General features: G+C 67.8%; 24 protein-coding genes. 12 read left to right on the top strand and 12 right to left on the bottom strand.

What is annotated here, in order from left to right:
• Positions 1-3: 3 nt before the first annotated feature.
• The 3 genes from EO081_RS06420 to EO081_RS06410 are packed head-to-tail and all read left to right on the top strand — an operon-like array spanning position 4 to position 1,510.
• Positions 4-411: a PTS sugar transporter subunit IIA gene (locus EO081_RS06420; protein ID WP_125959611.1), complete on the top strand. Its 408-nt coding sequence runs from the start codon at positions 4-6 to the stop codon at positions 409-411.
• A complete protein-coding gene (locus EO081_RS06415) occupies positions 408-680 on the top strand; it encodes an HPr family phosphocarrier protein (RefSeq protein WP_129341029.1) in 273 nt (90 codons plus the stop codon). Before EO081_RS06420 ends, EO081_RS06415 begins: the two co-directional genes overlap by 4 nt.
• A gap of 17 nt (positions 681-697) precedes the next feature.
• Entirely contained in the window at positions 698-1,510 is an 813-nt protein-coding gene (locus tag EO081_RS06410; RefSeq protein WP_129341028.1) for a TrmH family RNA methyltransferase, read from the top strand.
• A gap of 49 nt (positions 1,511-1,559) precedes the next feature.
• On the opposite strand, the gene EO081_RS06405 is transcribed toward EO081_RS06410, so the two are convergent.
• Positions 1,560-2,954, bottom strand: coding sequence for a DNA recombination protein RmuC (locus EO081_RS06405; RefSeq protein ID WP_129341027.1), 1,395 nt, complete (start codon positions 2,952-2,954; stop codon positions 1,560-1,562).
• 149 nt (positions 2,955-3,103) lie between these two features.
• Between EO081_RS06405 and EO081_RS06400 the strand changes: the two genes are divergently transcribed.
• A complete protein-coding gene (locus EO081_RS06400; RefSeq protein WP_129341026.1) occupies positions 3,104-4,768 on the top strand; it encodes a formate--tetrahydrofolate ligase in 1,665 nt (554 codons plus the stop codon).
• A 36-nt stretch (positions 4,769-4,804) separates the two neighbouring features.
• Here the strand turns inward: EO081_RS06400 and def are convergent, their stop codons facing one another.
• Positions 4,805-5,329 carry a peptide deformylase gene (gene def / locus EO081_RS06395; protein WP_129341025.1) on the bottom strand — a complete coding sequence of 175 codons (525 nt, stop codon included), beginning with the start codon at positions 5,327-5,329 and terminating at the stop codon, positions 4,805-4,807.
• Between the two features lie 44 nt (positions 5,330-5,373).
• On the bottom strand, positions 5,374-5,970 hold the full coding sequence (recR, locus tag EO081_RS06390) for a recombination mediator RecR (protein WP_129341024.1): 597 nt from the start codon (positions 5,968-5,970) through the stop codon (positions 5,374-5,376).
• 54 nt (positions 5,971-6,024) lie between these two features.
• Here recR and fmt point away from each other — a divergent pair, with 54 nt between their 5' ends.
• Positions 6,025-6,927 (top strand): methionyl-tRNA formyltransferase, encoded by a 903-nt coding sequence (fmt, locus tag EO081_RS06385; protein ID WP_129341023.1) that lies wholly within the window; start codon positions 6,025-6,027, stop codon positions 6,925-6,927.
• Positions 6,924-7,673 (top strand): tRNA pseudouridine(38-40) synthase TruA, encoded by a 750-nt coding sequence (gene truA, locus EO081_RS06380; protein ID WP_129341022.1) that lies wholly within the window; start codon positions 6,924-6,926, stop codon positions 7,671-7,673. Before fmt ends, truA begins: the two co-directional genes overlap by 4 nt.
• Here the strand turns inward: truA and EO081_RS06375 are convergent.
• The 7 genes from EO081_RS06375 to EO081_RS06345 form a co-directional block, all read right to left on the bottom strand.
• Complete coding sequence (locus EO081_RS06375; protein WP_129341021.1) at positions 7,663-8,859, bottom strand: class I SAM-dependent RNA methyltransferase; 1,197 nt, start codon at positions 8,857-8,859, stop codon at positions 7,663-7,665. The genes truA and EO081_RS06375 overlap by 11 nt on opposite strands.
• On the bottom strand, positions 8,850-10,247 hold the full coding sequence (locus EO081_RS06370; protein ID WP_206364350.1) for an NAD(P)H-hydrate dehydratase: 1,398 nt from the start codon (positions 10,245-10,247) through the stop codon (positions 8,850-8,852). The genes EO081_RS06375 and EO081_RS06370 overlap by 10 nt, the downstream gene beginning before the upstream one ends.
• A complete protein-coding gene (locus tag EO081_RS06365) occupies positions 10,244-10,612 on the bottom strand; it encodes a hypothetical protein (RefSeq protein ID WP_129341020.1) in 369 nt (122 codons plus the stop codon). Before EO081_RS06365 ends, EO081_RS06370 begins: the two co-directional genes overlap by 4 nt.
• A complete protein-coding gene (locus tag EO081_RS06360) occupies positions 10,609-11,367 on the bottom strand; it encodes an N-formylglutamate amidohydrolase (protein WP_129341019.1) in 759 nt (252 codons plus the stop codon). The genes EO081_RS06365 and EO081_RS06360 overlap by 4 nt, the downstream gene beginning before the upstream one ends.
• A 197-nt stretch (positions 11,368-11,564) precedes the next feature.
• Positions 11,565-12,395 carry a 4-(cytidine 5'-diphospho)-2-C-methyl-D-erythritol kinase gene (locus EO081_RS06355; RefSeq protein ID WP_129341018.1) on the bottom strand — a complete coding sequence of 277 codons (831 nt, stop codon included), beginning with the start codon at positions 12,393-12,395 and terminating at the stop codon, positions 11,565-11,567.
• Positions 12,392-13,924: a tetratricopeptide repeat protein gene (locus EO081_RS06350; protein WP_129341017.1), complete on the bottom strand. Its 1,533-nt coding sequence runs from the start codon at positions 13,922-13,924 to the stop codon at positions 12,392-12,394. Before EO081_RS06350 ends, EO081_RS06355 begins: the two co-directional genes overlap by 4 nt.
• 85 nt (positions 13,925-14,009) lie before the next feature.
• Positions 14,010-15,671, bottom strand: a complete 1,662-nt coding sequence (locus tag EO081_RS06345; RefSeq protein WP_129341016.1) for an electron transfer flavoprotein-ubiquinone oxidoreductase — start codon at positions 15,669-15,671, stop codon at positions 14,010-14,012.
• A 117-nt stretch (positions 15,672-15,788) separates the two neighbouring features.
• Here EO081_RS06345 and EO081_RS06340 point away from each other — a divergent pair, with 117 nt between their 5' ends.
• From EO081_RS06340 to EO081_RS06320, 5 genes are read left to right on the top strand one after another with little or no spacing between them, the layout of a single operon-like run.
• On the top strand, positions 15,789-16,523 hold the full coding sequence (locus EO081_RS06340; protein WP_129341015.1) for a uracil-DNA glycosylase family protein: 735 nt from the start codon (positions 15,789-15,791) through the stop codon (positions 16,521-16,523).
• A gap of 41 nt (positions 16,524-16,564) precedes the next feature.
• Positions 16,565-18,298, top strand: a complete 1,734-nt coding sequence (locus EO081_RS06335) for a lytic transglycosylase domain-containing protein (protein WP_129341470.1) — start codon at positions 16,565-16,567, stop codon at positions 18,296-18,298.
• The gene (gene moaB, locus EO081_RS06330; RefSeq protein ID WP_129341014.1) at positions 18,288-18,815 is read left to right on the top strand and encodes a molybdenum cofactor biosynthesis protein B; all 528 of its coding nucleotides are present in this window, start codon (positions 18,288-18,290) and stop codon (positions 18,813-18,815) included. The genes EO081_RS06335 and moaB overlap by 11 nt, the downstream gene beginning before the upstream one ends.
• A 46-nt stretch (positions 18,816-18,861) precedes the next feature.
• Complete coding sequence (locus EO081_RS06325; protein ID WP_129341013.1) at positions 18,862-19,929, top strand: PA0069 family radical SAM protein; 1,068 nt, start codon at positions 18,862-18,864, stop codon at positions 19,927-19,929.
• Between the two features lie 52 nt (positions 19,930-19,981).
• The gene (locus EO081_RS06320) at positions 19,982-21,418 is read left to right on the top strand and encodes a M48 family metalloprotease (protein WP_129341012.1); all 1,437 of its coding nucleotides are present in this window, start codon (positions 19,982-19,984) and stop codon (positions 21,416-21,418) included.
• Positions 21,419-21,421: 3 nt separating this feature from the next.
• Here EO081_RS06320 and dnaE read toward each other — a convergent pair whose 3' ends face one another.
• Positions 21,422-24,937: a DNA polymerase III subunit alpha gene (gene dnaE / locus EO081_RS06315; RefSeq protein WP_129341011.1), complete on the bottom strand. Its 3,516-nt coding sequence runs from the start codon at positions 24,935-24,937 to the stop codon at positions 21,422-21,424.
• 104 nt (positions 24,938-25,041) lie between these two features.
• Here dnaE and EO081_RS06310 point away from each other — a divergent pair, with 104 nt between their 5' ends.
• The gene (locus EO081_RS06310; RefSeq protein ID WP_129341010.1) at positions 25,042-25,626 is read left to right on the top strand and encodes an HdeD family acid-resistance protein; all 585 of its coding nucleotides are present in this window, start codon (positions 25,042-25,044) and stop codon (positions 25,624-25,626) included.
• A 6-nt stretch (positions 25,627-25,632) separates the two neighbouring features.
• Here EO081_RS06310 and EO081_RS06305 read toward each other — a convergent pair whose 3' ends face one another.
• On the bottom strand, positions 25,633-26,118 hold the full coding sequence (locus EO081_RS06305; RefSeq protein ID WP_129341009.1) for a glutathione peroxidase: 486 nt from the start codon (positions 26,116-26,118) through the stop codon (positions 25,633-25,635).

Below are 26,118 nucleotides of genomic sequence, written 5' to 3'. Positions count from 1 at the left end.
GAAATGATCGGCTTGGTACTCGTGACGCACGGGCGGCTCGCAGAAGAGTTCGTCGTCGCGATGGAGCATGTCGTCGGCCGGCAGGAACGGATCGCAACCGTCTGCATCGGTCCGGAAGACGACATGGAAGAACGCCGCGCGGACATCGCGCACGGCATCGAGGAAGTGAACGACGGCAACGGCGTGATCGTGCTGACCGACCTGTTCGGCGGCACCCCGTCGAACCTTGCCATCTCGCTGATGGAAACGGGACGCATCGAGGTGATCGCCGGCATCAACCTGCCGATGCTGATCCGCCTTGGCGGCGCGCGCAAGACGATGAAGGTCGTTGAGGCCGTGGCGGCCGCGCGCGACGCCGGGCGCAAGTATATTTCCGTCGCCTCGGAAGTGCTTGGAGAAGCTGCTGCATGAGCGAAGTTCGCCGTGAAGTCCGCATCGCCAATCGGCGCGGACTGCATGCCCGCGCCAGTGCGAAGTTCGTGACCCTGGCCTCCAGCCAGCCGATCTCGCTCACGGTGGAGAAGGACGGCACGCAGGTCACCGCGACCTCGATCATGGGCCTGATGATGCTGGGCGCGGCCATGGGCGACACGATCGTGATCAGCGCCACCGGGCCGGGAGCCGATCGCGTGGTCGGCGAGATGGTCGCACTCGTCGAGGATCGTTTCGGCGAGGATTGATCCTCGCTTCTGCTGCCATGCCCAGAGAAATCACCGCCTTTTCGAACCCGCTGGTGAAGCGGGTCCGCACCCTTCGCGACAAGAAGCACCGCCGGGACGAGGGGCTGTTCCTCGCCGAGGGGCTCCGCATCCTGACGGAGGCGCGGGAGGTCGGCCACCTGCCCCGCTACCTGTTCTACACGCGCGCGAGTGCCGAGCATGCACTGGTCCGGCCGCTGGTCGCCGCCTGCGAAGCTGCGGGCGGCGAGGCGGTGGAGACGAATGCCGACATCCTCTCCAAGCTCTCGGGCAAGGACAATCCGGGTGCGGTGCTCGGCGTCTATGACGAGTTGCCGGCTTCGCTCGATCGGCTGGATCGCAACACCGCGCCGCTGTGGCTGGTGGCCGAGCGGCTGCGGGATCCCGGGAACCTGGGCACGATCCTGCGAACGGCGGACGCGACCGGTGCAGGCGGCGTGATCCTGCTCGACGATTGCGTAGACCCCTTCTCGGTCGAAGCCGTACGAGCGAGCATGGGCGCGATCTTCACCGTGCCATTTGCCCGGGCGCGATGGGACGAGTTCCGCGGCTGGCTGCGGTCGGGGCCCGGCCAACTGGTCGGGCTCAGCCTCGACACGCAGCATGACTACCGCGCGCCCGCCTATCGGGCACCGACATTCCTGCTGACGGGCAACGAGGCGCAGGGCATGCCCGACTTCATGGCCGCGGAATGCGACCTGCTGGTCAAGATCCCGATGCGAGGCAAGGCGGACAGCCTCAACGCGGCCGTCGCGACCGCGGTGATGGCCTACACCGTGCTCGACCGCCTGGAGCAGCCGGGGACCCGCTAGTCGCCTGTCGCCGTGCCGCCGGTGACACCGGCCGCACGGCGCAAGCGCCTCACTCCGCCGGTTCGGTTTCCGCTGCCGGCAAGACCGCTGCCAGCTTGGTGAGCGGTCGGGTGGCCTGCTCCACCACGGGCAGCGGGTCGAGCGTCTTACCCGCTGTATCGATATTGAGCGTCTCGAACCGCTTGGCGGAGGTCAGCACCTGCGACTCCAGGCTGCCGACGAAGGCGTTGTAGGCGCCGGTCGCGGTTTCCAGGTTCTTGCCGAGCTTTGCGACATGTGCCCCCATCGTGCAGAGGCGGGTGTGGAGCTCCTTGCCCAGCTCGGCGATCTGCCGAGCCTCGCCAGCCAGCTTCTCCTGCCGCCATACCGCCGCCACCGTTCGGGCGATTGCGATCAGGTTGGTCGGGGTGGCGATCAGCACCCGACGATCGAAGGCGAAGTCCCAAAGATCCGGCGCATGCTCCAGGGCCGCCGAGAGGAAGTGCTCGCCCGGCACGAACATGATGACGTAGTCGGGCGTGTCATCGAACTGCGCCTGGTACGACTTCGCTCCCAATTGCGTGATGTGCGTCTTCATCGACACCACGTGCGCCTGCATGTGGGTTGCCCGTTCGCGTTCGTCGAGCGCGCCATGCGCGTCCTGATAGGCGTTGAGCGACACCTTGGCGTCGATCACCAGGCTCTTGCCGCCGGGAACCCGAACGATGGCGTCCGGGCGGAGCCGCCCGCCCTCGCTCTCCACGCTCACCTCCATGGCGAAGTCGGTGTGCTCGGCCAGCCCGCAGGTCTCCAGGACGTTGCGGAGCTGCTGCTCCCCCCAGCGCCCGCGCGCCTTCGGAGCGGAGCGGAGCGCATTGACGAGCTTCGCCGCCTCGCTCTTCACCGACTCCTGCCCGATGCGCATCGCCTCCATCAGACCCGCGAGGTTGCCATACGCCTCCTTGCGCTCGCCCTCGACCTTGCTGACGTTCTGCTCATAGCGCTGCAGCGTCTGCTCGACGGGTGCGAGCAGCGCCTTCAGCTTCATCTCATTGGTATCGCCAGCCTGCTGGAACCGCTCGCTCGCCCGCTCCAGGAAGGTTCGCTGCGCCCCGTCGAGCATCACCTGGGCAGTCTCGCGGAACTGCGCCGCCATCGCTTCGCGCGCGTCCTTGAACTCCCGGAGACGCTCGTCGAACGCTTCGGCCGTCGCTTTCAGCCTCGCATGTTCGACCCGCTCCGTCTGAAGGTCATGACGCAGTGCCTCCACCTCCTGACGCAGCGCGCCGGCCTCTCTCGCGCGCTCGCTTGCCAGGGCGAGGTCCGCAATCGCCGCCTTGAAGTCGGCCTCTCGACGGTCCTTTTCGCTCCGCGCCTCGGCGATGCCGCGCTGCCCCAGGAACCAGCCGACCGCGAGCCCGACGAACATCGCCAGCACGGTCACCAGCAGAACCACAGCGTCCATCTACTCAAGCCCCTTACGCGAACGAACCCGGAACTTACGCGGTCACCGAAGAGGTCACAAGCAGAACATCGGCAGCTCCCCGGGCGAACCGCACCCGAGATCGTTCAACCACCCTTCCCGCCGTGGTGCCGGTCGCCTAAGCCGCACCGATGCCGACCGACATCGAAATCTCCCGTGCCGCAGCGCTGCTTCCGATCGCGGAGGTGGCGGCGAAGCTCGACATCCCGCCCCTGGCGGTGGAACCCTATGGCCACCACAAGGCCAAGGTCGCAGTCGACGCGCTGCCGAAGCGGGATGCGACCGGCAAGCTGATCCTGGTCACGGCGATCAATCCCACGCCTGCTGGCGAAGGCAAGACCACGACCTCGGTCGGACTTGCCGACGCTCTTTCGCGCAGCGGCCGTCGCACTGCGCTATGCCTGCGCGAGCCATCGCTGGGGCCTTGCTTCGGCACCAAGGGCGGGGCCGCCGGGGGCGGCTATGCGCAGGTGGTTCCGATGGAGGACATCAACCTCCATTTCACCGGCGATTTCCATGCAATCACCAGCGCGCACAACCTGCTGGCCGCCATGATCGACAACCACATCTACTGGGGCAATGCCCTGGGGCTAGACGTGCGCCGCGTCAGCTGGCGGCGGGTCCTCGACATGAACGACCGTGCGTTGCGCGACATCGTGCACTCCCTTGGTGGCGCCACCAACGGCTATCCCCGGGAGTCCGGGTTCGACATCACCGTCGCTTCCGAGGTGATGGCAATCCTGTGCCTGGCGAGCGATCTCGCCGACCTGGAAGCGCGCCTGGGCCGCATCATCGTCGGCTACACTGCCGACCGCCGCGCGGTCACGGCGCGCGACCTGAATGCGGCGGGCGCGATGGCGGCGCTGCTTGCCCAGGCCGTGAAGCCCAACCTCGTGCAGACGCTGGAGGGCACCCCAGCCTTTGTCCATGGTGGCCCCTTCGCCAATATCGCGCATGGCTGCAACTCGGTGATCGCGACGCGCACGGCGCTCGACCTCGCCGACTATGTGGTGACGGAAGCGGGTTTCGGCGCTGACCTGGGCGCGGAGAAGTTCTTCGACATCAAGTGCCGGATGGCCGAACTCGCACCCGACGCGGTGGTGATCGTGGCGACCGTGCGGGCGCTCAAGATGAACGGCGGCGTCGCCAAGTCCGATCTCGCGGCTCCGGACGTCGCTGCCGTGCACCGGGGCGGCGCGAACCTGATGCGCCACCTGGAGAACCTGGCCCAGTTTGGCGTCCCGGCGGTGGTTGCGATCAACCGCTTCGCTTCGGACACGGAAGAAGAGATCGCGGCCGTGCGCGCGATCGCCGCGGCACAGGCGTGCCAGGCGGTGGTCTGCACCCACTTCTCCGATGGAGGAGCGGGAGCCGGCGAGTTGGCGGAAGCGGTCGCGGCGCTGGCGGACTCGGGCTCTGCCCGATTCATGCCGCTGTATGACGACCGTCTGAGCCTGTTCGACAAGATCAACACGGTCGCGAAGCGGATCTACCGCGCCGAGGAGGCCGTGGCCGACGCCAGCGTGCTCGCGCAGCTTCGTCGCTGGGAGGCGGACGGCTTCGGCGACCTGCCCGTCTGCATGGCGAAAACGCAATACAGCTTCTCGACCGACCCGACCCGGCTGGGCGCGCCGTCGGGCCATGTGGTCCACGTGCGCGAAGTGCGCCTTGCCGCAGGCGCAGGATTTGTCGTGGCGATCTGCGGGGAGATCATGACCATGCCGGGTCTGCCGCGCGTACCCGCAGCGGAGGGTATCCGCGTGAACGCGGCGGGACAGATCGACGGCTTGTCGTGAGGTGACGGACGGCGGGCCCCTGGCCCGCCGCGGCGATCAGGCGGCCTTGCGCGCCTTGTTGAGCCTCTTGATGACCATCTCCCGCTTCAACCGCGAGAGGTGATCGATGAACAGCACCCCGTTCAGATGGTCCATCTCGTGCTGGAGACAGGTCGCGAGCAGCCCCTCGAGCCACTCGTCATGCTCCGCCCCCTGCTCGTCCAGCCAGCGTACGCGGCAGCGTGCGGGCCGCTCGACGTCCGCAAACTGGTCCGGAATCGACAGGCAGCCCTCCTTATAGAGGGAGCATTCGTCGGAGGTTTCGAGGATCTCGGGGTTCACAAAGGCGCGCGGCTCCTTGACCGGCTTGCCTTCTTCATCCTCCTGCTCCTGCAGATCGATCACCAGCACCCGCTTGGGCACCGCAACCTGGATCGCCGCCAGGCCGATGCCGGGCGCGTCGTACATCGTGTCGAACATGTCGGCGATGAGCGTGCGAACCTCGTCGTCGACCGCATCCACGGGGGTGGAAATCAGCCGCAGGCGCGGATCGGGGATCTCGATGATGGGCAGGATGGCCATGGGCGCTAGCTAGGTAAGCACCCTCCGCCCGTCAAGCGATGCGCTCACACCACGGGGCGTCGCGCACGCAAGGCCTGAGCCAGGGTGCCCTCATCCAGATAATCCAGTTCGCCGCCTACCGGCAAGCCGTGGGCCAATTGGGTGATCCGCACGGGATAGGCCTCGATCCGCTCCGCGAGATAATGCGCGGTCGTCTGCCCCTCCAGCGTCGCGTTCATCGCAAGCACCACCTCGTCCACGCCGCCGTCGGCCACGCGGGCGACGAGCCGGTCGATCGCAAGATCCTCCGGGCGCACGCCTTCGAGCGCGGACAGTCGCCCGCCGAGGACGTGGAAGCGACCCGGAAAAAGACGGGAGCGTTCCAGCGCCCACAGGTCTGCCACTTCCTCCACCACGCAGAGCGCACGCGCATCCCGCCGCGGGTCGACGCAGATGGCGCAGGGATCGCTGGTGTCGACATTGCCGCAAATCGAGCAGGTGGACAGCCGCTCGCTCACCCGTTCCAGGGCACCAAGCAGCGGAACCAGCGCCGTTTCGCGCTTCTTGATGAGGTGCAATACGGCGCGGCGCGCGGAGCGCGGGCCAAGGCCCGGCAGCCGGGACAGCGCCTGCGTCAGCGCCTCGATCTCTGGGGAAGCCATCGTTGGCACAGATAGGGGGTTGCGTGCCGCGCCGCTAGCGTGTCGAGAGCGCGGATGCGCATCATCTTCATGGGCACGCCCGGCTTCGCGGTCACGATCCTGGACGCACTGGTGGCTGCCGGGCACGAAATCGTCGCCGTCTACACACAGCCGCCGCGTGCAGGAGGCCGGCGTGGTAAGGCACCGACCCCAACGCCGGTCCATGCCCGAGCGGAAGCGCTCGGGATCCCGGTCCGGCACCCGACCACGCTGCGCACTGCCGAAGCGCAGGAGGAATTCACTGCCCTACGCGCGGATGTAGCGGTGGTTGCGGCCTATGGGCTCATCCTGCCGCAGGCCATCCTGGATGCGCCGCGGCTCGGCTGCCTGAACGTCCACGCCTCGCTGCTGCCGCGCTGGCGGGGCGCTGCACCGGTTCAGCGGGCGATCCTGGCCGGCGACGCCGAGACGGGCGTCGGCATCATGCAGATGGAAGCTGGGCTGGACACCGGCCCGGTACGGCATGAGCTACGCACGCCTGTCGGCAACGAAACGGCCGCCGAACTGACCCATCGACTGGCGCAACTGGGCGGCGAAGCAATGGTCGAAGTGCTTGGCAACATCGATGCCTATCCTCCTGTTCCTCAATCGGAAACTGGGATCACCTACGCCGCCAAGCTCGACAAGTCTGAGGCGCGGCTGCGCTTCGACGCGGCTGCGGATGCGGTGGAACGGCAGGTCCGGGCGTTCGCCCCAACGGCATTCTTCGAACTCGGTGGCGAGCGCTTCCGGGTCCTCGCGGCGGAGACTTCGGACAAGAGCGGCGCGCCCGGCACCGTGCTGGATGCGCGACTTACGATCGCGTGCGGCACGGGCGCCATCCGGCCCACTCTGCTGCAGCGTGCCGGTCGCGGCGCCATGGCTGCTGCCGAGCTGCTGCGTGGCTTCCCCATTCCCGCCGGTACGCTGCTGTCGTGAGCCGGTTCGCACTGACGATCGAATTCGACGGGCGGCCCTTCATGGGGTGGCAGCGGCAATCGCACGGGCCCAGCGTCCAGCAGGCCATCGAGGAAGCCGTCTGGCGGGTCACCGGTGAGCAGGTCGCCGTCCACGCCGCCGGTCGGACGGACGCGGGCGTACACGCGCTCGCCATGCGGGCGCATGTCGAGATCGAGAAGGCGATCGTGCCCTTCCGTCTCATGGAGGCGCTCAACGCGCATCTTCGGCCGGAACCCGTCGCGATCCTGGCGTGCGAGGCGGTGGAAGACGACTGGCACGCACGCTTCTCCTGCGTCGGCCGCTCCTATGAGTACCGGATCGTCAACCGACGGGCGCCGCTCACCTGGGAAGCCGGTCTCGCCTGGCAAGTGCCGCAACCCCTCGATGCCGACGCGATGCACGCCGCGGCGCGGTATCTCGTCGGACGGCACGACTTCACGACGTTCCGCTCCGCCCATTGCCAGGCGGAGAGCCCGCTGCGGACCCTGGATCGACTTGACGTCGCACGGCGTGGTGATCGGGTGCTCATCCACGCGGCCGCCCGTTCGTTCCTTCACCACCAGGTTCGTTCCATGGTCGGATGCCTTGCCCTGGTGGGGCAAGGGCGGTGGCGTCCGGAGCAGGTCCATGAGGTGCTTGCCGCGCGCGACCGGTCCCGGCTTGGGCTCAACGCGCCACCGGACGGACTCTACTTCACCGGTGCCGTGTACCCGATCAACGGGTAAGCCGCGCCACCAGCTCGACATGGGTGGACCAGCGGAACTGGCCCACCGGCTGTACCCAGTCGAGGCGATACCCACTCTCGCACATCGTCTTCACATCTCGTGCGAAGCTGCTGGGATTGCATGACACATAGGCCACCACCGGAACCTTGCTGGCGGCGATCGCCGCGGCCTGCTCGCGAGCGCCGGCGCGCGGAGGATCGATCACGACGGCAGCGAAGCGATCGAGTTCGGCGGGCGCCAGCGGGCGGCGGTAGAGGTCCCGATGCTCGGCAAACACGGGGCGGCCGGCACGGGAGGCGGCGGCCTTCAGCGCCAGGATCGGCTCACGCGCGGCTTCGCCCGCATACACCTTGGCGCGCTCTGCCAACGCGAGCGAGAAAGTGCCCAGTCCGGCGAACAGGTCTGCAACGATCGGAGCGCTCCCGACGGCATCCTTCACTCCCGCCACCAAAGCTGCCTCGCCCTCTCGCGTAGCCTGCAGGAAGGCACCCGGCTGAAGCGCGACCGGCACGCCTGCGAAGCTGATCGTCGCAGGCTCCGGCTCCCACCGGGTTTCCGGACCATAGCCATCATCCACCGACAGGCGGGCAAGGCCGTGCCGTTCCGCAAAGCCGGTCAGCGCCTCCAGTTCAGCGAGCTTGTCGCCCAGGGCACCGGTGATCAGGACGTCCACGCCGCGATCGGTCTGCGCCAGATGCACGTCCGCGCGGCGCTCTCCCAGCATGGCCGCCAGCAGCATCCGCAGCGGTGCGACCAGCGCGAACAGCTCCGGAAGCAGCACGTGGCATTCCGTCATGTCGACGATGCGGTGGCTGCCCGTCTCGGTGAAGCCAAGCAACACCTGACGTCCGCGACGCTCGGCATGCAGCGTTGCGCGACGCCGGGTGCGCGGCGGCGAGACAAGCGCGGGGCGGACTTCCGTCGCCAGGTTCTGGGTCGAAAGCGCGCCAAGCACGCGATCGCGCACGAACAGCGCATAGCTCTCCTCGTCGAGATGCTGCAGCTGGCAGCCGCCGCACGCCGGAAAATGCCGGCAGGGTGGCGCCTGGTGATGGGGTCCGGGCACAACGCTGTTGTCTGGGAGAAGCCGGTCGCCAGGGGCCGCAAACGCAACGTGGCGGCCATCGGCGGAGATGCCCTCGCCTCGCGCCGCCACGCGCACGATCAGATCGCCGCTCACAGGCATTCTCCCATTGCAGCAGGGATCTGGGCGATCAGGTCGTCGGCTGCGAAGGCTGGGCCGGCACGTCGCGCCGCGCGACTGTGCAGCCACACGGCCTCGTCCGCGCTGCCGCCCGCGGCATGGCGGGCGGCGACGAGCCCCGCCAGGACGTCACCGGTTCCGGCGGTCGACAGCCACGAAGGCGCCGCGGATGCGACCACCACCTTGCCCCCGGCCGAAGCGATCACCGTGTCTGCTCCCTTGTGGATCACGGTAGCGCCGCTGCTCTTGGCGGCGGCAAGTGTTGCCTCGATCTTGCTGCCGGCGGCCTCGAACATCCGCGCGAACTCGCCCGAGTGCGGTGTGAGCAGCGTCGAAGCCTTGCGGGTGCCCAGACGTTCGGCAGCCGTCTTGCCCAGCAGGCTGAGTGCATCTCCGTCGATCACCAGATCCCGCTCGCAGCCGATCGCCACCTCAAGACGGTTCATGGCCGCCTCGTCCCTGCCGAGGCCGGGCCCGATCACCACCGCGCCGATACGCGGGTCTGCGAGCAGTTCGGCAAGCGCATCCCTGCCGTCGATCGTGCGGTGGACGATCGCGTCGGGGGCGCCGGAGGCGGGTTCCGGCGCCGCCAGGATCACGTAGCCCGCGCCGCCGTGGAGCGCTGCGCGCGCCGCGAGACGAGAGGCCCCGGCCATGCTGCCGGCGACGACGACGACCAGGCCGCGACCGTATTTATGCGCCTGTGGTCCCGGAGCCTCCAACCTGGGACGTGCGATGCTCCGCCATTCGGTGGCCGCCTCTACGCCGATGTCGGCGAGCAGGACGTGGCCGCACTTGGAAAGGCCGGCACCGAGCAAATGCGCAGGCTTGAGCGCGCCGAGCGCCACCGTGGCCGTGATCCCGCCCGGAGCGCCCAAGTCGAGGCCGGTGTCGGTCTCGATGCCGGAGGGGAGATCGATCGCGACCGACACAGAGGCGGCGGCAACGAGCCGTGCCAGCTGGGCCGCTACGGGAGCGTCCAGCGCGCGCGACATGCCGGTACCGAACAGACCGTCGACCAGAACGGGCCTCGGGCTCACCTGCTCCAGGCTCTCCACCTCGTCGTGCCATGCCGCAGCATTCTCTGCCGCAGCGCCGCTGGCGGGGCGGCCGATCGATGCAACCGCCACGTCATGGCCCCAGTCCCGCAGAAATCTGGCGACCCCGTAGGCATCGCCGCCGTTGTTGCCGGGTCCGGCAAGCACCAGCACCGGCTGCCCGGCGCCCAGCCTGGCGACTTCCCGCGCGACCGCCAGTGAGGCGCGCTCCATCAGTTCGGATTGGGACACGCCGGCTCCGAAGCAGCGCTGCTCGGCAGCCCGCATCTGTTCCGCACGCAGGATCGGGGCAGCTGGAGGCACGATCCTCATGCTGCCTTCCCTCCGTCGACACGTGCAGGCAGGCGGAACCGATCGTCGCCGATCTCCACTTCGATCTCGTTGGGCGACCGCAAGTGCACGACGGCCGGATCGGCACCGTCGGCAGCAGTGACACCGCTCCCGTCCTCGGCCACGAGAAGACGCCGAAAGCCTCCATCGGCACGTCGCACCGTCAACACCAATCCTTGCGGTGCTTCGCTCTGTTCCACGAAGCAGGTCTGCGCCAGCTGCGCACCACCCGTCGCACAGGCGATCCGCAAGCCGCGCGGTGGATCGGACGGGCCTTCGTCTCCACACGCGCCGAGCATGAGCGACAAAAGCCCGATGCCGCCGCAGCGCCAGAACACCGCCCTCATTGCGCGAGCTCCGCATGAACCCGCGCGATGGCGTCGTGCAGGATCGTCGCCCACTCGGCGACACCGTCCGCATCTCCGATTAGGTCGTTGCGAACTTCGACGGACATGCTCGGGATCCCATGCGCCTCCGCATGGCGGTTAAGCGTCGCGTTGAGCTCGCGCCCGGAATAGGGCTCGTTGTCCCCGGTTACCAAGCCGCGCTCTCGAAGCATCCGGATCGCGGGATGCGCGGCGCGAGTGTCCTGGTTGTAGAGAATCCCCACCTGCCAGGGGCGCTCGCGGCCATCGCTCGCGAGACGCGGCGTGAAGCTGTGGATCGCCACGACCAGCTCGGGCCGATAGTCCTGCACCGCCTGTTCGATCACGGCGTGATAGGGAATGTGGAACCGCTCCACCCGCGCGGGTCGGTCGACCTCCCGGTTCCCTGGGATCGCATGGCCATCGCTCAACGCCGGGATCAGACTCTCGTGATCCGGCTCCCGATGGAGGTCGATCACGAGCCGGGAAACGGTGCCAAGGACCGCCGGTGCAGCCAGACGCGACGCAAGGCTGCGCGTCAGCGCGGCCGCGCCGATGTCATAGCCGATGTGCAGGTCCAGCAAGGCCGGCAGCACGCCAAGCCCGATGTCGGCCGGAACGTGGTTCGACGCATGATCGCACAGCAGCAGCACGCCGCCTGCGGCCCCGTCGATCCGCTCGGCGGCCGGCAGATGGTTCGGATCGGAAGAGGATGCGGCAGGACTGCAGTCTGACATGGCAGCGACCTGCCCCAGGAACGGCCGGCTGTCACCCCCCGGACGGGAGGATGGCGCCTGCACGTGGCAGGGGCCATCCACGGACGTCCGCTGACGGCGTCTGATCCGCCTTCCGCTTAGGCCCGAGCCGAGCCACGGCTGCAATCCTGCAATATCCGCGCCTGCCGCGGCACGCCGTCCCGCCGTGGGATTCTCGCCTAGATCAGTGCCGTTTCGAGACACCACCACCCGGGCTCGGCGCTCCGGATCGCCTCGGCTGCCGCCGCGCACGCGGGTGCGTCCTCGAACAAGGCGAAGCAAGTCGCGCCCGAACCGGACATCCGCACCATATGGGTGCGGGGCTGGCGTGCAAGAACGGCCAGCACGCCGTCGATGGCAGGTGCCAACGATCGGGCCGGGGGCTCCAGGTCATTACGGCCGGAACGGGCGACCTCCAGCAGGTCGCCGCTGCCGATCGAGCCGCGATCCACGCCATCCCAGCGCTCGAAGACCGCTGCGGTGGAGACGCCCACGCCCGGGTTCACCAGCAAGGCAGGAACGCCGCCGAGGCCGTCCACCGGCACGAGATCCTCGCCGCGCCCGCGACCGATCGCCGTTCGGCTGAGCAGGCACGCCGGTACGTCCGAGCCGAGCACGTTCGCGCAGGCAAGCAGGTCCGGATCGTCGTGCCGGACCCCCGCGCGAGTCGCGAGCGCCCGCAGCGCGGCTGCCGCATCTGCCGATCCGCCGCCGATGCCCGACGCGACCGGGAGCCGCTTGTCGAGCAGGATCGCGCAGGGTCGATCGTCGCCGAAGGTCAGGCGAAAGCGATCGCGGGCGCGCGTGACGAGATTGTCGCTCTCCGCCTGGAGCGTGGCTGCGAATGGACCGGTGATGGCGAAGCGATCCGTCTCGGCATCCGAGAGGGTCAGCAGATCGCCGTCGCGCACGAACGCAAACAGCGTTTCCAGCGCGTGATAGCCATCGGAGCGGCGATGTCGGACATGAAGCGCGAGGTTGAGCTTCGCGCGCGCAATTTCCTGGATCATGAGCGCGGAGTCCCCCCTGTCGCGGCCAGTCCTCGCGAGATCTTCTCAGCCAGCCGCGCATCCATGGGTTCGTCGGCGTCCAGGCGGGCGGCAGACCAGGCGTAGCGTGCTTCATACCGCCGGCCGAGGCGCCAGAGCACATCCCCCAGATGTTCCTGAACCGTCCCGCTCACGTCGTTCGCACGGGCTGCCTCTTCCAGAAGCGGTAGAGCGCGGGCGGCATCTCCTTGCCGAAAATAGGCCCACCCCAACGAGTCCGCGATGTTCAGATCCTCCGGAGCGAGCCGACGCGCCTGTTCCAGCATCGCGACCGCTGCAGGCAGGTTCTCGTTCCGCTCGACCTGGGCATAGCCCAGATAATTGAGTGCCAGCGGCTCCGACGGGGCGATCTCGACAGCCCGACGCAAGGCCGGCAGCGCCGCATCCCAACGGCCCGCCTGCTCCAGCGCGGCCCCGTGCTGGAGGAGGAGCGCCCAATTCGGCGGCGCGCCTTCCCGCTCGATCGCGACAGCATAAGCGGCAGCCGCCTCGGCGAAGCGGGCACGCTCCGCAAGCAGATCGCCGAGCCGCCGTGCGTCCTCGCCGCTGCCACCGGGTTCGAACGAAAGCGCGGTCGCCGTGCGGACGGCCGCGTCCTCATCGCCAGCGCGCGCCAGCACGGTGACTTCCGCACTCCGCGCCTCGCGGACAAAGGGGCTTCCCGCGGGGATTGCCGCCAAAGCCTCGCGCGCCTTGGCGGCGGCGCCCTCCTGCGACAACGCCTCGGCAAGCGCGATCCGCGCGCCGTCGAAGGCGGGGTCGAGGATCAGGGCCGCACGCGCGAGCGCAATGGCCAGCGGAGCCGTTTCCTCGGAAGCGAGATCGTTCGCTACCCGTACCAGAAAGCGCGAGGCGCCGAACCGTGCGTCGTCTTTCGGCCCGCGCCCAAGCCGCTCGCGGTGCAGCACGAGCACCGGATCCCCTCCCGCCAGCAGCGCCTGCGCGGCATCGCGCTTTCCGTGCCCCGCCAGCAGCGATGCGGCCGCCAGCCGGAACTGCTGATCCTCCCGCAGCGCACCGAGTTGCGCATGCACCGCCGCCAACCCCTCTGCCGTGCGGCCGGTGGCGAGAAGGATTAACGCGTGGTTCTCGGAGGCATAGCGCCGGTCGAGCGCATCGCCCTCTCGCGAGGCGAGTTGCAGCGCGACTTCCGGGTTCTTCCCATCCACGGCAAGCCATGCGGCGAGTACCGGTTGCAGGAACTCGAGCGGGCTGTCGCCCAGCTTCTGCACGGCGCTTGCCGCACGATCGCGGCGGCGAGCGGCCACGGCGTCCGCAAACTCGAGGACAGCGGCGTCGGGGGGCGCGACGCCCGCGCGCGACAGCACCGCCAGCGATCTGCGGGCAAGCGCAAGGTCGCCGCTCGCCAGCCCCTCGCGATACGCGCGGATTGCCACCACTTCGCTGCCGGGCCGGGCAGCGAGAGCGAGGGCATAATAGCGTGCAGCCGCATCGACCGCGCCGTCTGCATCCGCCGCGCGCGCACGCACATAGGCGGGCAGGTTCTCCTCGGCAGCGGCCGCAGGCGACGCAACGGCTACACCCGCTGAAGCGACGGCGCTCAGCAGCAGGCGCTTACATGTTGGGATAGTTCGGCCCTCCCCCGCCTTCGGGCACCACCCAGTTGATGTTCTGCGTAGGGTCCTTGATGTCGCAGGTCTTGCAGTGGACGCAGTTCTGGGCGTTGATCACGAAGCGCGGCGTGGCGCCCTCGGTTTCCACGACCTCGTACACGCCGGCGGGGCAATAGCGCTGTGCCGGCTCGTCGAACATGGGCAGGTCGTAGTCGATCGGAACGTCGGGATCGCGCAACGTCAGGTGGACCGGCTGATCCTCCTCATGGTTGGTGTTCGACAGGAACACCGAGGAGAGACGGTCGAAGGTCAGCTTCCCGTCCGGCTTGGGATAGGCAATCGGCTGGACCTGATCCTTGCGCCACAGGCTTTCATGGTCGGGATGGTGGCGCAGGGTAAAGGGCATGCGCATGCCCCAATGCTCCGCCCACATGGTGATGCCGGAAAGACCCGATCCGACGAAGTCGCCGAACTTCTTGACCAGCGGCACGACGTTGCGGACCTTGCGCAGCTCCTCGTAGACCCAGCTGGCCCGATAGGCGCTCTGATAAGTGTCGAGCGTGTCGCCGCCGCGATCGGCGACGATGGCGTCGAACGCAGCCTCGGCCGCGAGCATTCCGGTCTTCATCGCCGTGTGCGTGCCCTTGATCCGGGGTACGTTCACGAACCCTGCCGAGCAGCCGATCAGGGCACCGCCGGGAAACACGAGCTTCGGTACCGACTGCCAGCCGCCATCGTTGATCGCGCGCGCGCCATAGGAAACGCGCTTGCCGCCCTCCAGGATCTTCGCGATCTCGGGATGGGTCTTCCAGCGCTGCATTTCATGGAAGGGGGAGAGATAGGGGTTTGAATAGTTCAGCCAGGTGACGAGGCCCAGCGCCACCTGCCCGTTTGCCTGGTGATAGAGGAAGCCGCCGCCATTGGTGCCGCGGGTTTCGGACAGCGGCCAGCCCTGCGTGTGGATCACGCGGCCGGGCACATGCTTGTCGGGCGCGATGTCCCACAGTTCCTTGATGCCGATGCCATAGACCTGCGGCTGCGCGTCGCGGGCGAGGTCGAAGGTGCGGATCAGCTGCTTGCTGAGGTGCCCGCGCACGCCCTCGGCCAGGAAGGTGTATTTCGCATGGAGCTCAAGCCCCGGCTGCCAGTCCGGCTTGCGGGTGCCGTCGCGCGCTACGCCCATGTCGCCCGTCGCGACACCCTTGACCGATCCATCCTCGTGGAACAGCACCTCCGCGGCGGCAAAGCCCGGGAAGATCTCGACGCCCAGCCCCTCGGCCTGCTCGGCAAGCCAGCGGCACAGGCTGCCGAGCGAGCCGGTATAGGTGCCCTCGTTGGACATGAAGGGCGGCAGCGCGAAGTGCGGCATCTCCGTCTTGCCGGTGGCGTTCAGGATCCAATGGTGGTTCTCCGTCACCGGCACTTCGGCCAGCGGACAGCCCTGCTCGCGCCATTCGGGCAGCAGCTCGTCCAGCGCGCGCGGATCGATCACCGCCCCCGACAGGATGTGCGCGCCGACCTCCGAACCTTTTTCGAGGACGCAGACCGCGATCTCACGGCCGGCGCCATTCGCCAGCTGCTTCAGCCGGATCGCCGCGGACAGACCTGCGGGGCCCGCGCCGACGATCACGACGTCATAGGGCATCGATTCCCGCTCGCTCATGCACTCCTACTCCCAGTCTCGCCGCGGCACCGTGTCGTCGCGTACCTGCAACGCCTTGTCGGCAGGGGAATTCATTCAGATTGACCGCGGCGTCAACCCGGTGGCCTATATAGGGTGATGGGGGCGGATCAGCATCTGGATTGGCGAAACGCCGCGGCAAGCACACTCGACTGGTGGGTCGAGGCCGGCGTCGACACGCTGGTCGATGAACTGCCGCGCGACTGGCTGGTTCCGGAGGAGCGGCCGGCACCCGCTTCGCTGCAACCCGCAGCACCCGCCGCAGAGCCGCTGCCGGGCTATCCGGCGACCTACGCGGAATTCGTCGCCTATCGGATGGGAGACCTGGCTCCCGACGCCAGATGGGCGCCCGCGCGGGTCGGCCCGAGCGGCGATCCGGCGACAGCGACACTGATGGTGCTGACCGACGTGCCCGAGGAAGCGGATGGGATCGCCGGACACCTGCTGGCCGGAACCGAGGGGCGCCTGCTCGATCGGATGCTGGCGGCGATCGGTATCAGCCGGGAACAGACGCTGCTCGCTTCCGTCTGCGTGGCTCGCCCGCTTGCCGGTCGCGTGCCCCGTGCGAGCGCCACGGAGCTGGAGGCGCTGGCCCGCCACCTTGTCGGCATCGTGCGGCCGAAGCGGCTGCTGCTTCTGGGGCAGACGGCAAGTCGTGCGGTGCTCGGCACCAACGGCGGCACCAACGGAGATTGTTCGCAAGCGCTCAACGATGGCAATCTGGCGTGCAAGGCGGTTGCTACCTACCACCCGCGGGTGCTTCTGGAGCGGCCGATGTGCAAGGCGGAGGCCTGGCGCGACTTGCAGCTGTTGATCGAGGAAAACGACGCGTGAAAATCGCTCTTGCGGTCGGCGCCCTGTTGGCGGCGGCTCCTATGGCGGCTCAGGCCGATGAAATCGACGAAGGTCGCATCCCGGCGCGGGGAAGCGTGCGGCAGGCCGGCGCCGAAGGCGTTCCCAGCCAGCTGAGCAGCGAAGAACGTGCGGCGTATCGATCGGTGTTCGAGGCGATCCGCAACGCGCGCTGGGCGGATGCGCAGCTTCAGCTCGACGCGCTCAAGCCGGGGCCGCTGCACGCGATCGCCCGTGCCGAACTCTATACCGCCCACAACTCGCCGAAGGTCGCGCTCGAGCCCTTGCTTGCGCTTCTGGCGGAGGCGCCGGAACTGCCGGAGGCGCCACAGCTTGCCCGTCTCGCGCAGCTTCGCGGTGCGACGTCGCTGCCCCCGCTGCCGACCCAGCAGCGGATGACCTGGTTCGATGGCGCCCCGACGCGGGTCCGGACCCGGGCAATCCGAAGCGACCAGGTGGCGGCCGAACTTGCCGTCGCCATGAAGCCGTTCGTGAAGCTGGACGATGGCCCCTCGGCCGAAGCGCTGCTCAACCAGCGCGCGGGCGAACTCACGCCCGAGGCGCTGACGGAATGGCAGCAACGCGTGGCCTGGATTTACTTCGTGGCGGGCGACGACAGCAATGCTCGCCGTGTCGCGAGATCCGCCCAGACCGGACAAGGCGAATGGGCGGCCCAGGCCGACTGGACACAGGGCCTCGCCGCCTGGCGGCAGAAGGACTGCGCCGCAGCGCAGGTGGCGTTCGGGAATGTCGCACGCCGCGCCACCGATACCGAGCTGCGCTCCGCCGGCCTTTATTGGGCCACGCGAGCGGACATCGCTTGCGGCCGCCCCGACCTGGTGCAGCCACGTCTGCAGAGCGCGGCTCAATATGGTGAAACCTACTACGGGTTGCTTGCCCGTCAGGCATTGGGAATGGTCGACCGCAAGTCGGCACCGGAACGGGTGACGGCGGATTGGCAGGCACTGGAGCGGCGGCCGAACGTGCGCGTGGCGGCCGCCCTTGCGGAGATCGGCGAGGCGGCACTGGCGGACCAGGTGCTGCGGCATCAGGCCAAGATCGGCGACGCGAGCGACTATCCCGCCCTCACTCGGGTCGCGGGTAGCATGAACTTGCCCGGGACTCAGCTGTGGCTGTCACACAACGGCCCTGCGGGCACGAGGCCGATCATGGAGGCGCGCTACCCCGCGCCGAACTGGACCCCGGATGGTGGTTGGCGCGTGGACAAGGCCTTGGTCTATGCCCACGCCCTGCAGGAGTCGAAGTTCAACCCGCAGGTGGTGAGCCCCGCGGGCGCCTTTGGCCTGATGCAGATCATGCCGGCGGCGGCGAGCGACTTCGGCCGTGCCAAGGGTGTGACGATCGACCGCTCTGCCCTGGCGCGCCCGTCGACCAACATCGAGGTTGGTCAAAGCTATCTCGAAAAGTTGCGCGACATGCAGGCGACCGGAGGACTGCTGCCGAAGGTGATCGCCGCCTATAATGCCGGACCCAGCCCGGTGCATGCCTGGGACCTGCAAGCGCACGACGGCGGAGATCCGCTGCTCTACATCGAGTCGATCCCCTATTGGGAGACGCGCGGCTATGTGATGTCGGTGCTGCGCAACTATTGGATGTACGAAAAGCAGGAGGGTAAAACCTCTGCCAGCCGCGCGGCGCTCGCCCAGGGCATGTGGCCCAAATTCCCCGGAGCCAAGGGTGGCGGCGCGGTGCGCCTCAGCAGCAACGGCCGCTCGTCAGTCGCCCATGCCGATTGACCTCGCGCGCGCGTTCGTTCCTGTCCGAATTGCTGTCCTGACGGTTTCTGACACCCGGACGCTCGCCAACGACCGGTCGGGCGACACGCTTGTGGCGCTGTTGAGCGAGGCCGGCCATGTCCTTGCCGATCGCGCGCTCGTTCCCGACGACGTCGGGGCGATCGTCGGCCGCTTGCACGGATGGATCGACGATCCGGAGATCGATTGTATCCTGACGACGGGTGGCACGGGCGTGACCGGACGCGACGTCACGCCGGAAGCGGTGGAGCGGGTTGCGGACAAGATGATCCCTGGTTTCGGCGAGCTCTTCCGCTGGCTGAGCTATGCGAAGATCGGAACCTCGACGGTCCAGTCCCGCGCCTGCGCCTGCGTCTCGCGGGGGACCTACGTCTTCGCCCTGCCCGGCTCCACCGGAGCGGTTCGCGATGGTTGGGAGGGCATCCTCGCCTCGCAACTGGATAGCCGCCACACACCCTGCAATTTCGTCGAGCTGATGCCCCGCCTGCGCGAGCGCTGATTGCCGCAGGCTTGATTCCGCGTTCCGCTTATGTTCTTCTCCTGCCATGGCTCGCACCGCCCGTGGCGCAACGATCAACGACACCAGCACCCGCTTCAACCTGCCTGAGCGGGAGGCGGACGGCGATTGGCTGGATGCCCGCGAGCTGGTCGATGGCGCGCCGCCGCCGGTGCGTACGAGCGTGGGCTTGCTCACGCCCCGCACGATCATCAGCTACAATCGGTCGCCGGACATCGGCTTTGATCGGTCGGTGAACCCCTACAATGGCTGCGAACACGGCTGCATTTACTGCTTCGCGCGGCCGAGCCATGCCTTTCACGATCTTTCCCCCGGCATCGACTTCGAGACACGGCTGTTTGCCAAGCCGGATGCGCCTGCGCTGCTCCGGGCCGAACTTTCGAAGCCCGGCTATCAGGTGCGGCCGATCGCCTTCGGCACCAACACCGATCCCTATCAGCCGATCGAGGCGGACTGGCGGATCGCGCGTGCCTGTATCGAGGTGCTGTCGGAATGCGACCATCCCTTGACCATCACCACCAAGTCGGACCGGGTCGTGCGAGATCTGGATCTACTGGGCCCGATGGCGACGAAGGGCCTCGTCTCCGTGGCGATGTCCATCACGTCGCTCGACCCTGTGATTGCCCGCACCCTGGAGCCCCGCGCGCCGCACCCGCGCAAGCGACTTGCCGCGGTGACCGCCCTGTCCGCAGCCGGAGTTCCCTGTTCCGTCTCCGTAGCTCCCGTGATCCCCGCGATCACCGATGGCGAGTTGGAGCGCATTCTGGAGCAGGCGGCGGCCGCGGGTGCGTGTGGCGCCTTCTTCCTCCCCGTCCGTCTGCCGTGGGAGGTCGCCCCGCTGTTCCGGGCCTGGCTCGACACGCATTTCCCGGAACGTGCCGAAAAGGTGATGGCGATCATCCGGTCGTTGCGCAGCGGCCGGGTCAACGACCCGAACTTCTTCACGCGTATGCAGGGTTCCGGCCCCTGGGCCGAACTGATGCGCGTGCGGTTCCGCATTGCGATCCGCCGCTACGGTCTCGAACGCGGGCGTGCGCCGCTCAACTGCGATCGGTTTCACCGGCCCAGGGGGCCGCAGGGCGACCTGTTCGACTGATGGCGCGAGGGAACCGCTCGGGCTTACGAGCGCTCTGCACCCCGGAGACGCTATGACCCGTACCTGCATTGCCGCGGCGGTCGCTACCGCCTTGATCGTGACGCCGACGCTTCCTGCCTCGGCACAGACCGCCCGAACCATTTCCCGATCCGACAAGGCTCAGGGTGCCCAGGCCCATCCCCAACTGCTGTCGGAGTTCGGCGGTGCCTATACGGGGCCTCAAGCGGCGTTCGTGGAACGGGTCGGCAAGCGGGTGGCCGTCCAGTCCGGGCTCTCGAACGCGCAAGGCGATTTCACGGTCACCCTGCTGGACTCGCCGGTCGAAAACGCGTTCGCGATCCCGGGCGGCTATGTCTATGTCACGCGCCAGCTGCTGGCGTTGATGAACAGCGAGGCTGAACTCGCAGCGGTGCTCGGGCACGAGGTAGGCCATGTCGCCGCACGCCATTCCAACAAGCGCAACACCCGTGCGACCCTGGGCGGCCTTCTCTCGGCCGGCGTGGGCTGGCTCACCGGAAGCGACGTCCTGGGTCGCATCGCCAGCACCGGGACCCAACTCTACACCCTGGGGTTCAGTCGCTCGCAGGAATATGAGGCGGACGGCCTGGGGGTCCGCTACGCTACCGCCGCGGGCTATGACCCCTATGGCATGTCCGCGATGCTTCGCCAGCTGAACGACGACCAGACCCTCTCCGCCCGGATCGAGGGCCGCCAAGCCGATGCGGTGCCGACCTGGGCGAGCACCCATCCCAACGGCGAGGATCGTGTCGCCCGCGCGCGCCAGCTTGCACAGCAGGTGCGCGCCGCCCCCGCTTCGAAGGTGCAGGACACGGCGTTTTTGCGGATGCTCGATGGCCTTCCCTATGACGACAATCCGGCACAGGGCATCATCGACGGCCAGACCTTCCGCCATCCGCAGCTGCGGCTGCAGTTCACCGCCCCCGCAGGCTACAAGATCGACAACGGCACCGATGCGGTGACGGTCGCGGGAACCGGCGGACAAGCGCAGTTCCGGGCCGCGGCCGCCACCGGCGACCTGCCGGGCTTCGTGCGAGCGCGCCTGGGCGAACTTGGCGCTCGGGATACGTCCGGTGTCGAACTGCGGACCAGCGAGGTGAACGGGCTTCAGATGGTGCAGGGCACCGTCTCCGCCAGCAGCAACGGCCGTGCGGTGGATGCGACCGTCGTGGCGTATCGCTTTCCGTCCGCCACCTACTACTTTCTCGTGGTGACGCCCTCGGGCAATCGCCTCGGCGCCTTTGCGAGCATGGTGTCTAGCGTGGCGCAACTGTCCCCTCAGGCAGCCGCCGCGATCAAGGGGAAGCGGATCCGCATCGTGACGGTGAAAGCCGGCGACACGATCGACAGCCTCGCGCGCCAGATGGCCTATCCGAGCTATCAGCGAGAGCGGTTTGTGACCCTCAACGGTCTTGAGGACACGCCCACGCTCACGCCCGGGCGGCTGGTCAAGCTCGTCGTCGCCGGCTGAGCTTCAGGCGACGGCCGCCAGCCGTTTCGAGTCGGCCGCGCGCAGGTTGGCGGAGGTGATCCCCGGCAGGCGTTCGACGTGGCTGGTGAGTTCCCCGTCGAGCAGATAGTCGCGCCCCAGCAGCAGATGCGCGGTGGTCTCACCTGCTGCGGCGACTTCGGCCCACACCTCGCCGCGCGCACCCCGGTGCCCGGCCAACAGGGTCGCCAGCGCCGGCAGCGCCGTGGCGTCCTCGACCTTGAGTTCGAGGGTCAGTCGGACGCTGTTGGCCAACGCCTCGAACGGCTTCACCGCCTTCACCGTCACGCGTGCGCTTTCGTCTCCGGGCCGACGATCGAGTTCGAGCGTCATGAGGCCGCACCCGCCGAGCTTGCTGGCTTCCTCCAGCGCGTCGGCGGCAGCATCCTCGAAGCAGGTGGCGATGCACTGGCCGCTCGCGTCCGACAGGGTCGCCATCATGTACCGCTTGCCGCGCGCGGACGTACGCCAGCGTGCATCCTCCACCAGTGCGGCGACCGTAGCACCCGAGCGCCCGCCCTCCGGCACCGGCGTATCGGCCAGCGCAGCGATGCTTCGCGCGCCATGGACCTTCGCGAGATGGGCGTAGCGGTCGAGCGGATGGGCAGAGAAGTAGAACCCGAACGCCTCGCGCTCCGCCGAGATCGCCTGCGTCATCGACCAGTGTGCGTCCGGTAACCGGATCGCCGGCTCGGCCGCCCCGCCGCCCATCCCGAACAGACCGCCCTGGCCGCTCAGCTTGTTCTCCTGCGTCCGCGCCGCCACGCCCAGGACGGTCTCGGCAGCTCCCGCCACCGCAGCACGATCCGGCACGATGCTGTCGAACGCACCTGCAGACGCGAGCGTCTCCAGTTGGCGCTTGTTGAGCAGTCGCGGGTCGGCGCGATGGGCGAAGTCATCCAGCGTCTTGAAAGACCCGTTTGCCCGGCGTTCCTCGACCAGAAGCTCCATCGCGCGTTCGCCGACACCCTTGAGTGCTGCGAGCGCATAGCGGACCGCCAGTCCGTCCCCGTGCGGCTGCACGTCGAACTCCGCCTCGCTCGCATTGAGGTCGGGGCCCAGGCAGGCGATGCCCAGCCGCTTCATGTCGTCGACGAAGATCGCGAGCTTGTCCGTCTGCGCCATGTCGAAGCACATCGAAGCGGCGAAGAATTCGTGCGGGTAATGCGCCTTCAGCCAGGCCGTCTGGTAGGCGAGCAGCGCGTAGGCGGCCGCGTGCGATTTGTTGAAGCCGTAGCCCGCGAACTTGTCGATCAAGTCGAACAGCTCGTTGGCCTTCGCCTCGGGGATGTTGTTCACCTTGGCGCAGCCTTCCACGAAGATCGAGCGCTGCGCGTCCATCTCCGCCTGCACCTTCTTGCCCATCGCACGACGCAGCATGTCCGCGCCGCCGAGGCTGTAGCCGGCGAGGATCTGCGCGGCCTGCATCACCTGTTCCTGGTAGACGAAGATCCCGTAGGTCTCCTTCAGGATCGGCTCGAGCAGGTCGTGCGGATAGACGATTTCCTCGCGGCCCGCCTTGCGCGCGCCGAAGCTCGGGATGTTGTCCATCGGACCCGGCCGATAGAGCGAGACGAGCGCGATGATGTCGCCGAAGTTGGTCGGGCGCACGGCAGTCAGGGTGCGGCGCATGCCTTCGGATTCCAGCTGGAACACGCCGACCGTTTCACCGCGTTGGAGGAGCGCGTAGACGCCCTCGTCATCCCACGGCAGGCTGTCCAGGTCGACGGTGACGCCGCGCTTGGCGAGAAGCTGCACGCCCTTCTTCAGGACCGAAAGCGTCTTCAGGCCCAGGAAGTCGAACTTCACCAGACCCGCGCCCTCGACATATTTCATGTCGAACTGGGTGACGGGCATGTCGGAGCGAGGGTCGCGGTACAACGGCACCAGCTCCGCGAGCGGCCGGTCCCCGATCACCACGCCGGCGGCGTGGGTGGAGCTGTGGCGTGGCAGGCCCTCAAGCCGCATCGCCAGGTCGAGCAGGCGTCGGACATCGTCCTCGCGCTCATATTGGTGCGCCAGTTCGCTGACGCCGTTGATCGCTCGTTCCAGCGTCCACGGATCGGTCGGGTGGTTCGGGACCAGCTTGGCGAGCCGATCGACCTGGCCGTAGCTCATCTGGAGCACGCGACCGGTATCCTTCAACACCGCGCGCGCCTTCAGCTTACCGAAGGTGATGATCTGCGCCACCTGATCGCGGCCGTACTTGCCCTGGACGTAGCGAATGACCTCGCCACGCCGGGTTTCGCAGAAGTCGATGTCGAAGTCGGGCATCGACACGCGTTCCGGGTTGAGGAAGCGTTCAAACAGCAGACCGAGCTTGATGGGATCGAGATCGGTGATCGTCAGCGCCCACGCGACCGCCGAACCCGCGCCCGAACCACGACCCGGACCCACCGGGATGTCGTGGTCCTTGGCCCATTTGATGAAGTCCGCAACGATCAGGAAGTAGCCGGGGAAGCCCATCTGAATGATGATGCCGACCTCGAACTCCAGCCGATCGAAATATTCCGGGAACCGGGCGCGCAAGGCTGGTTCGTCGAGTTCGGGCCCCTCTCCGTCCTCCAGTTCCACGATCTTGCGAAGCCGCGCGACGAGCCCGGCGAAGGCGTCTTCCCGCAGCCGCGCCGCCTCGCCCTCGCGATCACCGGCAAGGCTGGGAAGGATCGGCTTGCGTTTCGGGGCAGCCACGGCGCAGCGCTGCGCCACCACCAGCGTGTTCGCGATCGCCTCCGGCAGGTCCTCGAACAGTCCCCGCATCGTGTCCGCAGGCTTCATCCAGAGGTCGGGAGAACTCCGCTGGCGGTCCTCGCTTGCGACATAGCTGGAACTCGCGATGCAGAGCATCGCGTCGTGCGCTTCGTGGAAATCGGGATCCGCGAAGCAGCAGGGATTGGTCGCGACCAGGGGCAGGTTGCGGTCGTAAGCCAAGTCGAGCAGCGCCGCCTCCGCCCGTTGCTCAATCTCCTCGTTCCGGCGACACAGCTCCACGAAGAGCCGGCCGGGGAACAGCGCCTCCAGCTTGTCCGCATAGGCGAAGGCGGCTGCCTCTTGCCCCTCGGCAAACAGACGCGCGAGCGCTCCCTCGCCTCCCGCGGTCAGCGCGAGCAGGCCGTCGGTGAACCCCTCCAGCGCTGATATCGGCACATGCGCGGGGATCTCGACGGGTCGGTCGAGATGCGCCTTCGACACCAGCGCGCAAAGGTTTTCATAGCCACGCATGTCCTGCGCGTAGAGTGCGAGCCAGTCGAGTGGCGGTTCCACCCCCTCCGGAACAGGTCGAGCCACGCAAAGGAGGGTGCCGATGATCGGCTGCACACCCTCTGCCTTGCAGGCATCGGAGAAAGCCATCGCCGCATAGAGGCCGTTACGATCGCTCAGCGCGATCGCGGGAAACCCGAGCTTGGCCGCCTTCTTCGCGATAAGCTTGGGGTCGATCGCGCCTTCGAGCATGGTGAAGGAGGAGAAGGTGCGAAGCGGTACGAACCCGGAATGCGGCATGGTGGAGGGCCTAGCCCAGATCGCATGATTCTTCCAGCGTGCCGGTCACGGAACGTCCGCCCAGACGCACCGTTTCTGGTCCGAACCGAACGGGGAGACGCGCGATGACTGACTTCCGGACTTCACCCGAGGATCCAGCGGGCGCCATGCCCCGCACCGGCGCAGGCTGGGGATGGATCCTCCTGTACGGCATCGCCTCCGCCATCCTCGGACTGCTTGCCTTCGCCTGGCCCTTCTCGGCTACCATCGCCGTCACGATCGTGATCGGAAGCTTCTTCCTGATTTCGGGTGTCCTCGCCATGGTCGCGGGGTTCGCGGGACGGGGACACGACGTCCGCGGCTACTCGATCGCCTATGGCATTCTGTCGCTGATCGTGGGGCTGATGCTGATGTTCCGCCCCCTTGCCGGCGCGATTTCGCTGACCCTGCTGGTCGCGATCTGGCTTGCGGTGCGCGGCCTGATGGAAATCCGCTGGGGGCTGAAGCTTCGCCAACACCGTGCGCTCATGCTGGTGCTGGGCGCAGTGAACCTGGTGCTCGCCATCCTGATCTTGGCCACCGTGCCGTTTTCCGCCCTGACGCTGCCAGGCTACATCCTGGGCTTCAGCTTCCTGCTGGGCGGGGTCACCGCGATCGCCAGTGGCATCCGCCATCGGGCGGGAGCACCCGCCTTCGACGCACCCCGCTGAGGGACCTCAGGCGTCGAGGAGACGCTCGATGTCGGCGGCCAGCGCTTCGGGCTTGGTGGTGGGGGCATAGCGCTCCACCACCTGTCCGGACCGGTTGACCAGGAACTTCGTGAAGTTCCACTTGATCGATTTGCTGCCGAGCAGACCGGGAGCCTCGGCTGAAAGAGCACGAAACAGTGGCGCGGCATTCTCCCCGTTCACGTCGATCTTCGCATAGAGCGGAAAGGTCACGTCGTAGGTCAGGGAACAGAAGCTCGCGATCTCCGCGGCATCGCCGGGCTCCTGCGCGCCGAACTGGTTGCACGGGAACCCCAGCACCGAAAAGCCGCGGTCGGCATAGCGACGTTGCAGCGCCTCCAGTCCCTCATATTGCGGCGTGAAGCCGCACTTGGACGCCACGTTCACGATCAACAGGACCTTGCCTGCGTGATCGGCGAGCGTGCCGACGCTGCCGTCCGCGCGCGTGACGGGAAGATCCGTGATCGTGGTCAT

Origin of the sequence: Sphingomonas desiccabilis, assembly GCF_004135605.1 — a bacterium.
GTDB lineage: Bacteria > Pseudomonadota > Alphaproteobacteria > Sphingomonadales > Sphingomonadaceae > Sphingomonas > Sphingomonas desiccabilis.
This window is presented reverse-complemented; position numbering and strand designations above follow the sequence as displayed.

Coding starts and splice junctions, on each gene's coding strand:
- EO081_RS06420 (WP_125959611.1), top strand. CDS start 4: ATGATCGGCTTGGTACTCGTGACGCACGGGCGGCTCGCAGAAGAGTTC.
- EO081_RS06415 (WP_129341029.1), top strand. CDS start 408: ATGAGCGAAGTTCGCCGTGAAGTCCGCATCGCCAATCGGCGCGGACTG.
- EO081_RS06410 (WP_129341028.1), top strand. CDS start 698: ATGCCCAGAGAAATCACCGCCTTTTCGAACCCGCTGGTGAAGCGGGTC.
- EO081_RS06405 (WP_129341027.1), bottom strand. CDS start 2,954: ATGGACGCTGTGGTTCTGCTGGTGACCGTGCTGGCGATGTTCGTCGGG.
- EO081_RS06400 (WP_129341026.1), top strand. CDS start 3,104: ATGCCGACCGACATCGAAATCTCCCGTGCCGCAGCGCTGCTTCCGATC.
- def (WP_129341025.1), bottom strand. CDS start 5,329: ATGGCCATCCTGCCCATCATCGAGATCCCCGATCCGCGCCTGCGGCTG.
- recR (WP_129341024.1), bottom strand. CDS start 5,970: ATGGCTTCCCCAGAGATCGAGGCGCTGACGCAGGCGCTGTCCCGGCTG.
- fmt (WP_129341023.1), top strand. CDS start 6,025: ATGCGCATCATCTTCATGGGCACGCCCGGCTTCGCGGTCACGATCCTG.
- EO081_RS06375 (WP_129341021.1), bottom strand. CDS start 8,859: ATGCCTGTGAGCGGCGATCTGATCGTGCGCGTGGCGGCGCGAGGCGAG.
- EO081_RS06370 (WP_206364350.1), bottom strand. CDS start 10,247: ATGAGGATCGTGCCTCCAGCTGCCCCGATCCTGCGTGCGGAACAGATG.
- EO081_RS06365 (WP_129341020.1), bottom strand. CDS start 10,612: ATGAGGGCGGTGTTCTGGCGCTGCGGCGGCATCGGGCTTTTGTCGCTC.
- EO081_RS06360 (WP_129341019.1), bottom strand. CDS start 11,367: ATGTCAGACTGCAGTCCTGCCGCATCCTCTTCCGATCCGAACCATCTG.
- EO081_RS06355 (WP_129341018.1), bottom strand. CDS start 12,395: ATGATCCAGGAAATTGCGCGCGCGAAGCTCAACCTCGCGCTTCATGTC.
- EO081_RS06345 (WP_129341016.1), bottom strand. CDS start 15,671: ATGAGCGAGCGGGAATCGATGCCCTATGACGTCGTGATCGTCGGCGCG.
- EO081_RS06340 (WP_129341015.1), top strand. CDS start 15,789: ATGGGGGCGGATCAGCATCTGGATTGGCGAAACGCCGCGGCAAGCACA.
- EO081_RS06335 (WP_129341470.1), top strand. CDS start 16,565: ATGGCGGCTCAGGCCGATGAAATCGACGAAGGTCGCATCCCGGCGCGG.
- moaB (WP_129341014.1), top strand. CDS start 18,288: ATGCCGATTGACCTCGCGCGCGCGTTCGTTCCTGTCCGAATTGCTGTC.
- EO081_RS06325 (WP_129341013.1), top strand. CDS start 18,862: ATGGCTCGCACCGCCCGTGGCGCAACGATCAACGACACCAGCACCCGC.
- EO081_RS06320 (WP_129341012.1), top strand. CDS start 19,982: ATGACCCGTACCTGCATTGCCGCGGCGGTCGCTACCGCCTTGATCGTG.
- dnaE (WP_129341011.1), bottom strand. CDS start 24,937: ATGCCGCATTCCGGGTTCGTACCGCTTCGCACCTTCTCCTCCTTCACC.
- EO081_RS06310 (WP_129341010.1), top strand. CDS start 25,042: ATGACTGACTTCCGGACTTCACCCGAGGATCCAGCGGGCGCCATGCCC.
- EO081_RS06305 (WP_129341009.1), bottom strand. CDS start 26,118: ATGACCACGATCACGGATCTTCCCGTCACGCGCGCGGACGGCAGCGTC.